Origin of the sequence: Streptomyces sp. NPDC048590, from assembly GCF_043199535.1 — a bacterium.
Classification (GTDB): Bacteria; Actinomycetota; Actinomycetes; order Streptomycetales; family Streptomycetaceae; genus Streptomyces.
Genome location: NZ_JBICWC010000002.1, coordinates 82,601 through 95,779, shown reverse-complemented (window position 1 = coordinate 95,779; position 13,179 = coordinate 82,601). Strand labels below are relative to the sequence as shown.

12 protein-coding genes are annotated in these 13,179 nt (G+C 68.8%); 8 read left to right on the top strand and 4 right to left on the bottom strand.

The features are described from left to right. The first annotated feature begins 40 nt into the window (after nt 1-40). From ACGFNN_RS04895 to mug, 5 genes are all read left to right on the top strand, one after another. On the top strand, nt 41-1,378 hold the full coding sequence (locus ACGFNN_RS04895; RefSeq protein ID WP_393553044.1) for a hemolysin family protein: 1,338 nt from the start codon (nt 41-43) through the stop codon (nt 1,376-1,378). Beyond that, nucleotides 1,375-2,394, top strand: a complete 1,020-nt coding sequence (locus ACGFNN_RS04890) for a hemolysin family protein (protein WP_362555140.1) — start codon at nt 1,375-1,377, stop codon at nt 2,392-2,394. The genes ACGFNN_RS04895 and ACGFNN_RS04890 overlap by 4 nt, the downstream gene beginning before the upstream one ends. Before the next feature lie 375 nt (nt 2,395-2,769). Beyond that, nucleotides 2,770-3,606, top strand: coding sequence for an SGNH/GDSL hydrolase family protein (locus ACGFNN_RS04885; RefSeq protein ID WP_393553042.1), 837 nt, complete (start codon nt 2,770-2,772; stop codon nt 3,604-3,606). A gap of 160 nt (nt 3,607-3,766) precedes the next feature. Beyond that, entirely contained in the window at nt 3,767-5,209 is a 1,443-nt protein-coding gene (purB, locus tag ACGFNN_RS04880) for an adenylosuccinate lyase (RefSeq protein WP_393553040.1), read from the top strand. Between the two features lie 19 nt (nt 5,210-5,228). Beyond that, nucleotides 5,229-5,852, top strand: coding sequence for a G/U mismatch-specific DNA glycosylase (gene mug / locus ACGFNN_RS04875; protein ID WP_393553038.1), 624 nt, complete (start codon nt 5,229-5,231; stop codon nt 5,850-5,852). Nucleotides 5,853-5,872: 20 nt separating this feature from the next. On the opposite strand, the gene ACGFNN_RS04870 is transcribed toward mug, so the two are convergent. The 3 genes from ACGFNN_RS04870 to ACGFNN_RS04860 form a co-directional block, all read right to left on the bottom strand. Further along, nucleotides 5,873-6,313, bottom strand: coding sequence for a hypothetical protein (locus ACGFNN_RS04870; protein WP_393553036.1), 441 nt, complete (start codon nt 6,311-6,313; stop codon nt 5,873-5,875). Between the two features lie 143 nt (nt 6,314-6,456). Next, the gene (locus ACGFNN_RS04865; protein WP_393553034.1) at nt 6,457-7,209 is read right to left on the bottom strand and encodes an ABC transporter permease; all 753 of its coding nucleotides are present in this window, start codon (nt 7,207-7,209) and stop codon (nt 6,457-6,459) included. After that, nucleotides 7,206-8,147, bottom strand: a complete 942-nt coding sequence (locus ACGFNN_RS04860) for an ABC transporter ATP-binding protein (protein ID WP_393553032.1) — start codon at nt 8,145-8,147, stop codon at nt 7,206-7,208. The genes ACGFNN_RS04865 and ACGFNN_RS04860 overlap by 4 nt, the downstream gene beginning before the upstream one ends. A 107-nt stretch (nt 8,148-8,254) precedes the next feature. Here ACGFNN_RS04860 and ACGFNN_RS04855 point away from each other — a divergent pair, with 107 nt between their 5' ends. From ACGFNN_RS04855 to ACGFNN_RS04845, 3 genes are all read left to right on the top strand, one after another. Continuing rightward, the gene (locus ACGFNN_RS04855) at nt 8,255-9,427 is read left to right on the top strand and encodes a sensor histidine kinase (RefSeq protein ID WP_393553030.1); all 1,173 of its coding nucleotides are present in this window, start codon (nt 8,255-8,257) and stop codon (nt 9,425-9,427) included. Nucleotides 9,428-9,431: 4 nt separating this feature from the next. Beyond that, nucleotides 9,432-10,082, top strand: coding sequence for a response regulator (locus ACGFNN_RS04850; protein ID WP_393553028.1), 651 nt, complete (start codon nt 9,432-9,434; stop codon nt 10,080-10,082). A gap of 462 nt (nt 10,083-10,544) precedes the next feature. Further along, nucleotides 10,545-11,702, top strand: coding sequence for an ROK family protein (locus ACGFNN_RS04845; protein ID WP_393553026.1), 1,158 nt, complete (start codon nt 10,545-10,547; stop codon nt 11,700-11,702). A 138-nt stretch (nt 11,703-11,840) separates the two neighbouring features. On the opposite strand, the gene ACGFNN_RS04840 is transcribed toward ACGFNN_RS04845, so the two are convergent. After that, the gene (locus tag ACGFNN_RS04840; protein WP_393553024.1) at nt 11,841-12,608 is read right to left on the bottom strand and encodes a GntR family transcriptional regulator; all 768 of its coding nucleotides are present in this window, start codon (nt 12,606-12,608) and stop codon (nt 11,841-11,843) included. Nucleotides 12,609-13,179 lie beyond the last annotated feature (571 nt).

Sequence of the window (13,179 nt, the reverse complement as noted above, 5' to 3'; positions counted from 1 at the left end):
ACCGTCCGCCCCTGTTCGATCATGGGACGGAGGTGAACCGATGACCGAAGTACTCCTGCTCCTCGTGGCGGTGCTGCTCTCCCTCGCCTGCGGTGTGTTCGTGGCGGCGGAATTCTCACTGACCACGGTCGAGCGCGGCGAGCTCGAACGATCGGTCGAGCGCGGCGAGCGCGGCGCGGCCGGCGCCCTCAAGGCCGTACGCAGCCTGACCTACCAGCTCTCAGGCGCCCAGCTCGGAATCACCGTCACCAATCTGGTCGTCGGTATGCTCTCCGAGCCGTCCATCGCCAAGCTGATCCGGGGCCCGGTGGAGGCGACCGGGCTGCCGCCAGGCGTGGCCTCCTCCCTCGCGCTGGTCATCGGTACAGCCCTGTCCACCGTGGTGCTGATGGTGGTCGGTGAGCTGGTCCCCAAGAACTGGGCGATCTCCTCACCGCTGGGCGTCGCCCGGACGGTCGCCACACCGCAGCGCGTCTTCACCGCCGTCTTCCGGCCGTTCATCAGCCACCTCAACAACACCGCCAACCGCATCGTGCGGCGCTTCGGCCTCGAGCCGGCGGAGGAGCTGGCCTCGGCCCGCAGTCCGCAGGAACTCGTGGCCCTTGCCCGGCACTCCGCAAAGGAGGGGGCGCTCGAGGCGGATACCGCCGAGCTCTTCGTACGCACCCTCAACCTGTCCGAGCTGACCGCCGAGAACGTGATGACGCCCCGAGTCCAGGTCACCGCCCTCGAGGTCCAGGCGACCGCCGAGGACGTCGCGAACGCCACCAGGGCCACCGGTCTCTCCCGGTTCCCGGTCTACCGGAACAACCTGGACTCCGTCGTCGGCGTGGCGCACATCAAGGATGTCCTGGCCGTCCCGGCGGAGGAGCGCCCGCGCAAGCGCGTGTCGGAGATGCTGCGGGAGCCGATTCTCGTGCCCGAGACCCTGACGGTGGACCGCCTGCTTGACCGGCTCTCCGGGAAGTTGGCCATGGCCGTCGTCATCGACGAGTACGGCGGCACGGCAGGTGTCGTCACGCTGGAGGACATCGTGGAGGAGGTCGTCGGCGAGGTGCGGGACGAGCACGACCCCCATGAGACCCCCGACCTGGCGGCAGCCGGTGAGGACGCGGACGGACGGACGCTGTGGTCCGCCGACGGCGCCGCCCGTACGGACCAGCTGCGCGCGATCGGGCTGCGGGTGCCCGAGGGCCCCTACGAGACCCTGGCCGGGCTCATCGCCACGGAGGTCGGCCGCATCCCCGTGGCCGGTGACACCGTCGAGCTCACCGGCTGGCGGATCGACGTGGTGGACGCCTCCGGGCATCGCGCCGCCCGTGCGCTGCTGCACGCGCCGCTGCCCGGTGACGACGACCTGACGGAGGAGGAACGATGACGGCGGTCCAGCTCTTCATCGGCCTGCTGACCCTGGTCGTCAACGCCTTCTTCGTCGGTGCGGAGTTCGCCCTGATCTCCGTGCGCCGCAGTCAGATCGAGCCTGCGGCCGAGGCCGGTGACAAGCGTGCCCGCAGCGTGATCTGGGGCCTCGAGCACGTGTCGGCGCTGCTTGCGGCGGCGCAGCTGGGCATCACCCTCTGCACCCTGGTCCTCGGAATCGTGGCCGAGCCGGCCATCGCCCATCTGCTGGAGCCGGTCTTCGACTCCGTGGGCGTACCGCACGGGCTCGTGCACCCCATCTCGTTCGTGATCGCCCTGACCGTCGCGACGTACCTGCACATGCTGCTGGGCGAGATGGTTCCGAAGAACATCGCGCTGGCCGAGCCCGCGCGCACCGCACTGCTGCTCGGACCGCCGTTGGTGGCCCTGGCCAAGGCGCTCAAGCCGGTGATCTTCACGATCAACGCGTTCGCCAACACCCTGCTCAAACTGCTGCGGGTGGAGGCCAAGGACGAGGTCGCCGCGACGTTCTCCGACGACGAACTGGCTCGTCTCGTCAAGGACGCCGAGGACTCCGGCCTCGTCGACGACCGCTCCGCCGACCGCCTGCGCCATGCTCTGGAGCTGGGCCGCCGACCGGTGCGGGACGTGGTCCTGCCGGTCGACCGGGTGCTCTACACCCGGGTCGGCACGACTCCGGAGGAGCTCGAGCAGCTCTCCCACCGGTCCGGGTTCTCGCGCTTCCCGGTGATGGACGGTGAGCAGCGCATCATCGGCTATCTCCACGTGAAGGACGCCCTGGACGCCGCGCCGCGAGATGTGCCGTTCCCGGTGACGGCCCTGCGTCCGATCGCCCGGGTACGGGAGGCCACCCCGCTGGACGACGTGCTGACCGCGCTGCGCCGGAGCCGAACGCATCTGGCAGCCGTGCTCGACGAGGACGGCCGGCTGACCGGCATGGTCACGATGGAGGACGTCCTGCGTGAACTGGTGGGCCGCCCGCAGGCACGCTGACAGTCGTGCGCATGGGAGCGGGGACGGGGTTCGGCCGAGGTCGAGCCCCATCCTCGCGCTCGGATCCGGCCCCCCGACCGCTCGGCCCGGCTGGTCCACCTGCGCGGGGCGCTCCAGATGCTCGGGCCCATAGGTCCGTCCGCCCGGCCCGGATGCCGGGGCCTCACCGACCAGCCCGGTGGGTTGTCAGGCTCTCCCCAGGCTCGGTCCTTGCGCGTGAGGCCCGGTCTTGCGCGCAAGCCCGGTTTCGGGTTCCCCACAGCCCGGCCGTCCGCTCGCTCCCGCTGCGTGCCTCTGCGCCCCGCGCACCAACGCCATGAAGTGGTTACTCCCGCGCGGGCTGCCTCCTGCTTTCGCAGTAAAATCGAGCTCGCCATGGAATTGAATGCCTCTTACACCAGTCTTGTCGCGGTCGGCGACTCGTTCACCGAGGGCATGTCGGACCTGCTGCCCGACGGCTCCTACCGCGGCTGGGCCGACGTGCTGGCCACTCGTCTCGCGACGACCACGCCCGGATTCCGGTACGCCAACCTCGCCGTACGGGGAAAGCTCATCGGGCAGATCGTGGCCGAGCAGGTTCCGGTGGCAGCGGCTCTCCAACCGGATGTCATCACCCTGGTCGGTGGCCTCAACGACACCTTGCGGCCGAAGTGCGACATGGGCATGGTGCGCGCACGGCTGGAGGAGGCCGTGGAGATCCTCGCACCGTCGTGCAAGACCCTGGTCCTCATGCGCAGCCCGGGCCGGAACGGTCCGGTGATGGAGCGCTTCCGTCCCCGGATGGAGGAGCTGTTCTCACTGGTCGACGACCTGGCCGCACGCCACGGTGCCCTGGTGACCGACCTGTACGGAGCCCCGTCGCTGGGCGATCCGCGGATGTGGGACGTCGACCGGCTGCACCTGACGGCCGAAGGGCACCGCAGGGTCGCCGAAGCGGTCTGGCAGACGCTGGGCCTGCCCGCGGAGAGCGACTGGCAGGATCCGTTGCCCGCCTCGGCACCCGCACGCTGGGTACGACGGCGCATCGAGGATGTCAGTTTCGCCCGTCAGCATCTCGTGCCCTGGATCGGGCGACGCCTCACGGGCCGTTCGTCCGGCGACGGCCGGGCGGGGTCGCAGTTCGACGCGGAGCTGGGGAAGGCCTTCTGGATCACCCCTCAGGAACTGGGAACGCCTGGCCCTGTGACCGGCTGGCGCCGCCTGGACGGCTGAAAGCTGGTTGACCGGTGACAGGTGACGCCGCCTGGACGGCCGGCCGGACCTGTTGCTCCGGCGTCGCCGCCGCGGGCGTCGGTCACCTGTGCCGTTCGTAGGAACCCACAGACCGGCCCGCGGCACGGACCTGCAGAAACCGCCAGTAGAATCAGGACACGTGACTGCTGTGTCTGCGAAGCCTCGCATCCCCAATGTCCTGGCCGGCCGCTATGCCTCCACGGAGCTGGCCGTCCTCTGGTCCCCCGAGCAGAAGGTGAAGCTGGAACGTCAGCTGTGGCTGGCGGTGCTGCGCGCTCAGAAGGACCTCGGGATCGAGGTGCCGGACACGGCTCTGGCCGACTACGAGCGTGTCATCGACCAGGTCGATCTCGCTTCGATCGCCGAGCGTGAGAAGGTCACCCGGCACGATGTGAAGGCCCGTATCGAGGAGTTCAACGCCCTCGCGGGTCACGAGCAGGTCCACAAGGGCATGACGTCCCGGGACCTCACGGAGAATGTCGAACAGCTGCAGATCCGGCTGTCCCTCGAGCTGATGCGCGACCGCACGGTGGCGGTTCTGGCACGGCTGGGCAAGCTCGCCGGCGAGTACGGCGAGCTGGTCATGGCCGGCCGCTCGCACAACGTCGCGGCACAGGCGACCACACTCGGCAAGCGCTTCGCCACCGCCGCCGACGAGCTGCTGGTCGCGTACGGGCGGCTGGAGGACCTCCTGGGCCGTTATCCGCTGCGTGGCATCAAGGGCCCCGTCGGCACCGCCCAGGACATGCTGGACCTCCTCGGTGGCGACGCCGACAAGCTGGCCGACCTGGAGCGCCGCATCGCCGGCCACCTCGGCTTCGCTCACGCTTTCACCTCGGTCGGGCAGGTATACCCGCGTTCGCTCGACTACGACGTGGTGACCGCCCTGGTGCAGCTCGCGGCGGCACCGTCGTCCGTCGCCAAGACCATCCGGCTGATGGCGGGCCACGAGCTGGTCACGGAGGGCTTCAAGCCGGGCCAGGTCGGCTCGTCCGCGATGCCGCACAAGATGAACACCCGCTCCTGCGAGCGCGTCAACGGCCTGATGGTGATTCTGCGCGGCTACGCGTCGATGACCGGTGAGCTGTCGGGCGACCAGTGGAACGAGGGGGACGTTTCCTGCTCCGTCGTCCGCCGCGTGGCGCTGCCTGACGCGTTCTTCGCGTTCGACGGCCTTCTGGAGACCTTCCTCACCGTGCTCGACGAGTTCGGTGCGTTCCCCGCCGTGGTTGCGCGCGAGCTGGATCGGTACCTCCCCTTCCTCGCCACGACCAAGGTCCTGATGGGCGCGGTGCGGGCCGGCGTCGGCCGCGAACTCGCCCACGAGGCCATCAAGGAGAACGCGGTGGCTTCCGCCCTCGCCATGCGGGAGCAGGGCGCGGAGCGTAACGAGCTGCTGGACAAGCTGGCCGCGGACGAGCGGATTCCGCTGGACCGTGGGCAGCTCGACGCCCTGATGGCGGACAAGCTCTCCTTCACCGGTGCGGCCGGTGACCAGGTCTCCGCCCTCGTGTCCCGGATCGAGGAGATCGCCAAGCAGCACCCCGAGGCTGCCGCGTACAGCCCGGGCTCCATCCTCTGATCGCTGCCGCTCCTTCCGGATGACTCCCGACGAACTCCAGGCCGCCCGCGACCGCGTCGTCCCCGACGTGGTCGCGGGCGGCCTGCGTGTCCTGTTCTGCGGGATCAATCCGAGCCTGATGACGGCAGCGACGGGTCACCACTTCGCCCATCCGGGAAACCGCTTCTGGCCGGTGCTGCACCGGTCGGGGTTCACTCCCAGCCAACTGAAGCCATCACAACAGGACCAGTTGCCGGGGTACGGCCTGGGCATCACCAACGTGGTCGCCCGGCCCACCGCGAGGGCTGACGAGTTGGAGGCGGAGGAGTTCCGCGTGGGCGGCAGGGTGCTGTCGGCGAAGGTGGGGAGACTTGGCCCGACATGGCTGGCGGTCGTCGGTGTCACCGCCTACCGGACGGCCTTCGGCGAGCGGCGCGCCGGAATCGGGCCGCAGGAGCGTGTCATCGGAGGAGCCAGGGTCTGGGTACTCCCCAACCCCAGTGGCCTCAACGCCCGTTGGACGGTGGACACGATGGCGGAGGAATACGCCCGCCTGCGGAGCGCGGTGTATCGAGCTTCCTCGTCGGAGCAGCGGGACGGCGACCCCGGCACGGCACACGACGGCGGGAGCCGTTCTGGGCGGCGCCCGCTTCCCGGTCAGTGAGCCGCTGCTTCCGGGACCGTTCAGCAGGGCGGATCGATCACCGTGACCAGGATGCCGAGCTCGCAGCCCGGCCCGCCGTCCTCCAGGTGGAGCACCAGAGCGATCCATCGGTCTTCCGCCCTCCACAGGCGGAGATATTCGCAACCGGCGACGATGTCGGCCCATGGCTCGATCATCTCCTCTCCTGCCATCATCCGTTCCTGTGCTCTCCAGAGGCTCACGACCTGTGGCTCGCCCCAACGCAGGTTGAGCAGCGTGAGCAGGGCGTCATGTTCCGCCGCGCACTGAGCGCGGAGATCGAGCCCGTCGGCCTCGTCCGAATCCCCGAGAGCGTGGTCTCCGTGGAGGAGGGCCGTGTGATAGCCGGGTCCACTGACTCCCGATCCCGACGGAACGCGCTCGGGTGGGAAGTCCTTTGCGCGCATCCCGTCGATGAGGCGGAGGTGATGTGCAGTGGTCATACCATCAGTAAACAGGCCGCCACCGACACATGGCGCCTCCGGGGAGCGACCTCGCCGGACGCCTGGCTCGCAGTGCGGCTCCATCCTCGGGAGCCGCATCCTTGTTCTCCTGGAAGGGGGTGGCCCCTTCGGGTGTGGTTTGGTCAGGCATCCCTTCTCTTCATGCACCACCAGCCTGCCGTCAGTGCCGCAGCGGACCAGACCGCGGCCACCGCCAGCCCGGCCCAGGGGCCCATCACGCCCTGAGGGCTCTCATGCAGCACCAACTGTCCTGCCTGGAACGGAAGGTACTGTGCGGCGTTTCCCGCCACATCCCCCAGCACGAACGAGGCCACCAGCAGCACGGGTATGAGCAAGCCGAGAACCACCGCGGCGTTGCGCAGAACTGCTGTCAGTCCGGCGGCAGCAAGGGCCATGAGCGCGAGGTGGACACCGCCGCCGACCGCTGCACGCAAAGCACCGGGATGTCCGAGGCCGATCGCGTGATCTCCCATGAAGGACTGCCCCACGAGAAACGTGGCGAAGCTCGTGATGAGCCCCACGAGCAGAGCAAGAGCCCCGATCACCGACATCTTGGCGCCGTACAGCAAGCTGCGGCGGGGGACGGCAGCGAGCCAAATCCCCAGAGAACCGTTCGCGTACTCCGAGGCCAGGGCGGTGGCCCCGAAGTTGATTGCCGCGACTTGGGCGAAGTTCAGCGCGTAGAAGGCGGAGAAGACCGGCTCGAAATCCGGTCCCGACGCATCTGACTGCCCCACCGTGGCGAACACGGCAACGGTGGCGGTGAGTGTGCCAACGAAGATCGCTGCCAGAGATCCCGTAACCGCTCTCACCGATCTGATTTTGATCCACTCGGAGCGCACGAGCCGCGTCATCGGCAAAGTCCTGATGCTCATCCGTCCCTCCGCCCGCGGCTGGAGTGAGGTGATGCGAACTCCGTTTCCGACATGGTGAGATCGAGGTAGGCCTGTTCCAGACTCGGCTGTACCGGTGTGAGTTCGAGAATCGGGATCGACTCCGAGGCGATTTCCGGACTCAGATCCTCTGCCCTCACGCCCTCGACCAGCCAACTCCCGTCGGCTTCCCTCACAGGCTCGTGACCCCTGCGAGCGAGAAGCTCATGCAGCCGGGTTCGCGCGGCCTCTGTGGTGCGTATCCGAACTGCGGGTCGGCCGCGAGCGGCCAGGAATTCGTCTGTCGACAGGTCGGCGAGGAGCCGGCCACGGGCGAGAACAATCAGATGGTCGGCGAAGGAGGAGACCTCGTGCATCAGATGGCTTGAGACGAGGACCGTGCGGCCCTCCGCGGCCATGGTGCGCATCAGTCGGCGAATCCAGATGATGCCTTCTGCATCCATCCCGTTGGACGGTTCGTCCAGGAGCACGACTTCCGGCTCTCCGAGCATCGCCGCAGCGATCCCGAGGCGCTGCCGCATGCCGAGCGAGAACGACCTGATCCTCTGCCCGCCGACCGATGACAAGCCCGTGTCCGCGAGGACGGTCTCCACTCGTCTCGTGGCGATGCCGTTGCTCGTGGCCAGAGCCAACAGGTGGCTGCGGGCCGTGCGTGAGCCGTGTGCCGCCCGGGCGTCGAGAAGGGAACCGACGTGCTGCAGCGGATTGTCCAGCGAGGCGTACGGTCGGCCGCCGAATGTCGCGGTCCCGGACGTAGGGCGGTCCAGCCCGAGAAGGAGTCGCATCGTGGTGGACTTGCCGGCGCCGTTGGGGCCTAGGAACCCTGTCACCCGGCCAGGACGCACACTGAAGGTGAGCTGGTCCACGACCCGTGTGGGCCCGTAGTCCTTGACGAGTTCGTGCGCTTCGATACCGATCATGTGCCCAGCGTGTCCGGTGTCGCAGGACCGGCACCTCCCCAATCCGAGGGGATCGTCTCCCCCGCTGGGGGGAGCCGCCGACTGCCCGACGCTGACACGATGGTCACATGCGTCACCCGTTCCGGCCGCTGGCCGCTCCCGTCACGTACAGCCGCTGGCTCCATCTCCTCATCCCGTGCGCTGTCGTCAGTGTGTGGATGTTCGTCTCGTTCGACACCCCCTGGATGCCCTGCGTCCTCGCCGTGCCTGCCGGGCTGCTGCCGGCGATCCGCCTTGCCGAAGGGGTGCAGGCACAGCTCCTCCTCACTCCTGGCGAGCGCGGCCGGGCGGATGCCTCCATATCTGCCGCGCCTTCCGTGAGTTGGGCTGATCGCTGGTGCACGGTTGCCTGGCTCGAGGTGAGGTTGCTCCTCGCCACTGCTGCGGGCTTCGCGACCATCTGGCTTCCGGCAACCACATTCGACCTGGTCTCCTACTCCATCAGTGCGGAGCCGAGCATGGGCTGGCTGACCGACTTCCTCGGAGCGCGATGGCTGTGCGCACTGCTCGCCCCTCTGCCTCTGCTGATCCTGCTCGGGCTGATCATCCTGTGTGGTGAGGTGGCGACTGCGGCGGCTCGCAGGCTGCTCGGCCCCTCCCCGTCAGAGCGGTTGACCGCCCTCGAGAAGCGCACGGAACAGTTGCTGGAGCGCAATCGGATCGCACGCGAACTGCATGATTCGATCGGGCATGCTCTGACGGTGGCTGTAGTACAGGCGGGCGCCGCAAGGACGTCGGACAGCCCTGAGTTCACCGCGCGGGCACTTGCGGTCATCGAGGAAACGGGGCGCAACGCCCTGGAGGATCTGGAGCGCGTCCTCAAGGTACTGCGGGAGTCCGATGCCCCTGTCAGCTCGCAATCCACGATGAGCGAAGCGGGTCGGCTACTGGAATCGGCTCGCGCCTCAGGTGCGAAACTCGATGTGGAGATGACAGGGCGGCTGGATCTGCTTCCCGGCACAGTGTCCCGTGAGGGCTACCGCATCCTCCAGGAGTCCCTCACCAATGTGCTGCGTCACGCCCACGGTGTTCCCGTTCGGGTGAGAATCGCGGTGAGGGAGGAAGAGTTGGAGCTGAAGGTGACCAATCCGCTCCCGGCCTCGCCCTGTACGCCGAGCGGCGGCAGTGGCCTGCGAGGCATACGGGAGCGGGCAGCCCTGCTCGGTGGCAGGGCCAGAGCCGGCCAGCACAAGGGGGACTGGATCGTGCAGGTGCGTCTCCCGACGGACCGCATAGGCTGAACCAGTGCCCTATACCGTGCTTCTGGTGGACGACGAACCCCTGGTGCGCGCGGGGCTCCGCGCCATCCTGGAGGCTCAGCCCGACATTGAGGTGGTGGGAGAGGCCGCCGACGGCGCGGCCGTGATTCCCCTCGTGCGAACGCTCCGGCCGGATGTCGTGGCCATGGATGTACGCATGCCGCTGATGGACGGAATCGAGGCAACTCGACTGGTACTGCGCACCGTTGTGGATCCACCGAAGATCCTGGTGGTGACCACGTTCGAGAACGACGAGTACGTGTACGAGGCGCTGCGCGCGGGCGCGGACGGATTCCTGCTCAAGCGAGCCCGACCCGCCGAGATCGCTCACGCCGTCCGGCTGGTGGCGGAAGGAGAGTCCCTGTTGTTCCCGGCCGCCGTCCGGCAGCTCGCGGCCCGGTACGGTACGGATGAGGCGCGGAACGCCCTGGACCGGGCCGCACTCACCGACCGCGAGGCCGCAGTACTCCTACGCATGGCCAGGGGACTGTCCAACGCCGAGATCGCCACAGATCTCGGGGTCGGGGTGGAGACGGTGAAGACTCATGTCAGCGCGGTCCTGGCCAAGTTGGGGGCACGGGATCGCACACAGGCCGTGATCGCCGCTTACGAGTCCGGGTTCGTGACCCCTCACTGACCGGGCAGCCCCGCCGGACGCCGGATTCTCCTCGGGCACAGCCGGACGCCCGATACTCCCCGGAGCCGCACTGGCCCGGCTCTGAGGAGGATTCCCCCCTCAGCCGACGAGAGGTCGAGAGGACACTGACGCGAGAGCCGGCCGGCAGCGACCGCGCCTTCCGAGGACGGCCGGCCCGCCGTGCGCCTCGGTCCTCCCGGCGATTCCATCTCAGCTGCCCCGCTCACCGTCTCTCGTCCGCCCCTCCCAGAACCGCCGGCGGACTCCGCCCTCTCCGATCCACACGGGAGAGGAAGGCGCTGCGGCCAGAACCCCCGGGCGGGCCGAATCGCCGAGGCGCCGAGCCGGTTGTCGGGCCTCGGTGGACGCCTTCGGGGCCGCTCCGACGCCGGGTGCTTGCCGCCGGGATCGGGGCAGCGAGTACGATCCGGCAGAAGTGCGCACGACCTGGGAGGACAGACGGTGGCCCGACTGAGCGGTGGGGACCCCTCTCTGCTGCGGAGGATCAATTCCGCCGTGGTGCTGCATGCCCTGAGAGGGGCGGACTCACCCACTCTCACGGACCTGACGAGGATCACCGGGCTGTCCCGGCCCACGGTCGAAGGTGTCGTCGAAGGGTTGTTCGCAGAAGGGCTCGTCGTGGAGGCGATGCCCGACGACGGCGGAGCGAAGCGGCAGGGCCGTCCCGCTCGGCGGTTCCGCTTCCGGGCCGAGGCGGGATATCTGCTGGGCGTCGAGATCGGCTCGCACCGCGTCTCCGCACTGCTGTCCGGGCTGGACGGCCGAGTCGTCGGCGCGGGCTCTCGCGATGTGTCGGAGACGCTCAGCGCGGACGAGAGAATCGAGCAGGTCAGGCTGGTCATCGCCGACGTGCTCAAGCGCACGGGTGTGGCGCGCAGCAGTCTGCGTGCGGTCGGCGTGGGCAGTCCAGGCATCGTCGAGGCCGACGGCACCGTACGCCTGGGGACCGCGTTGCCGGACTGGACCGGGCTCGCGCTCGGCGAGAAGCTGCGTCGCTCATTCAGGTGCCCGGTTCTGGTCGAGAACGACGCCAACGCCGCTGCTGTGGCTGAGCACTGGAAGGGTGCGGCAACCGATTCGGACGACATCGTCTTCGTCCTGGCAGGTCTGAGCCCGGGCGCGGGTTCCCTGATCGGTGGTCGCCTCCACCGTGGCTTCGGAGGCGCGGCCGGCGAGATCGGCGCTCTGCACCTGCTGGGGCGGGACGTCACCCCGGAGCACCTGCTCTCCACGACGGACACTCCGCTCGAGCCCCTGGACGAGCCCGCGGTAACCGCCGTCTTCGCGAAGGCCAAGGAGGGGGATGCGGGTGCGCAAGCCGCTGTCGCACGCTTCATACAGCGCCTGGTGCACGACGTCGCCGCGTTGGTGCTGGCCCTGGACCCCGAGGTCGTCGTGATCGGAGGGTGGGCGGCAGGCCTGGACGGGGTACTCGATCCGCTCCGCGACGAGCTGGCCCGATACTGTCTGCGGCCGCCTCGGGTGGCCTTGTCGCTCCTGGGAGAGGCCGCCGTCGCCACCGGAGCACTGCGACTCGCACTCGACCACGTGGAGGAGCAGCTCTTCGCCGTGGAGGCAACAGTCACGGCCCGCCGCTGACACGCGACGGGCCGCACGGGCGGATCAAGCTGTTCTCGAAGCCGGGACGGCCGACGCGGAGAAGGTCGCTCTCCTGCCGTCGGTCGTGTCCCTGCGCCGACGGTGCGCCGGGAAGCCCGGCACGCCGTCGACGGATCGTCAGGAGGCCTTGCGCTCCTGCTGGTCGTGGCTGATCTCCAGCGCCCCGGAGTCCCCGAAGGTGAGGCGGCAGGTGTCAGCACGGTACGTGGCGACGGAGACGGCACACGTGCTGCCGACCACGTCGAAATACCGAGTGGTGACGACGAGGACAGGGGCGCCAGGCAGCCTGTCGAGCTCCTTGGCGTCGTCCGCGCGGGCCGATCCGAGCTCGACGGAGCGGTCCTGTCCCCCGATGCCGACCCGGTACAGCTCCCGCAGGACGCTCCTCGCCCGTGCGGGCCCCGACGGAACTTCGATCGCGGAGAGCTCGGGTACGGACGACACGGGAACGTAGAGGAGTTCCGCCGCCACGGCCTGTCCCTGCGCCACACGGATACGGCGCACCATGTGGACGGGTTCGCCCCCGTCCACCTCGAGCAGAGCGGCGACGGCGGCAGGCATCTCCGTGACGGTGCACTCGACGGGCTGCCACGCCTCGTCGTCACCACCGTCGAAACCCTGCTGTGCGGTGGCGACGGCCACTCCCACGCGGGGAGGTGCGACGGTCGTCCCGACTCCGCGTCGCCGCTGCAGCCTGCCTTCGAGCTCGAGTTGTTCCAGCGCCTGCCGGAGTGTCGCCCGGGCGACACCGAAACGCGCTGCCAGGTCCCGCTCGTTGGGCAGTACCTCTCCCACCGCGAAGTCCGAGTCGAGTGCCTCACTGAGCACGGTCTTGAGGTGCCAGTATTTCGGCTCCTGCACCGATTCCAGCTGCGTGGTCCCCACCCTGTCCTCCGCATCCGCCGGTGGCTTTTCCGCGATGTTGTTTATTAAAGGTTCCTGCCTATCCTTCAGACCTTAGGGCGGCGAAACACCTTGGTCAAGACCAATCCTCATCCGGTGACGGAGCGGAACAGCTCGCTGGCGCAGAGCGTTCACAGGACGTTCGTACGGCCGTGAGGCCTGGCAACACGAAGCCGTGCGCCGGACACCTCGGCGTTCCCCCAGCCAGGACGACGGCGCCGCTGCAGGAGCCGACAGGAGGAGCGGAGACCTACGGCGCCCCTCTCCTCACCTCTCCTCGAATCGGACCTCTCCTCGGAACAGAGCCTCTCCGCGGAACGGAACCTTTCCGTGGATCGGACGGACCGGGGGCAGCCCCGAACGACTGCCGAACCGCGACAACGGCGACCCACGCCGGGTTCGCCCAGCCGGCGTGCCGGACGCACCCCCACGCTGGGTCCGTGGTGACCGGCACCTGGCCGGCGGGCGAGGCTCACCCACATGGCCCATCGGAGGCTTCGGCCACATGACGGTGATGAAGCCTCAAACATGCTCTGTTCATCTCTGGTTGGGC

Coding starts and splice junctions, on each gene's coding strand:
- ACGFNN_RS04870 (WP_393553036.1), bottom strand. CDS start 6,313: ATGACCACTGCACATCACCTCCGCCTCATCGACGGGATGCGCGCAAAG.
- ACGFNN_RS04855 (WP_393553030.1), top strand. CDS start 8,255: ATGCGTCACCCGTTCCGGCCGCTGGCCGCTCCCGTCACGTACAGCCGC.
- ACGFNN_RS04860 (WP_393553032.1), bottom strand. CDS start 8,147: ATGATCGGTATCGAAGCGCACGAACTCGTCAAGGACTACGGGCCCACA.
- ACGFNN_RS04890 (WP_362555140.1), top strand. CDS start 1,375: ATGACGGCGGTCCAGCTCTTCATCGGCCTGCTGACCCTGGTCGTCAAC.
- mug (WP_393553038.1), top strand. CDS start 5,229: ATGACTCCCGACGAACTCCAGGCCGCCCGCGACCGCGTCGTCCCCGAC.
- ACGFNN_RS04885 (WP_393553042.1), top strand. CDS start 2,770: ATGGAATTGAATGCCTCTTACACCAGTCTTGTCGCGGTCGGCGACTCG.
- ACGFNN_RS04865 (WP_393553034.1), bottom strand. CDS start 7,209: ATGAGCATCAGGACTTTGCCGATGACGCGGCTCGTGCGCTCCGAGTGG.
- ACGFNN_RS04895 (WP_393553044.1), top strand. CDS start 41: ATGACCGAAGTACTCCTGCTCCTCGTGGCGGTGCTGCTCTCCCTCGCC.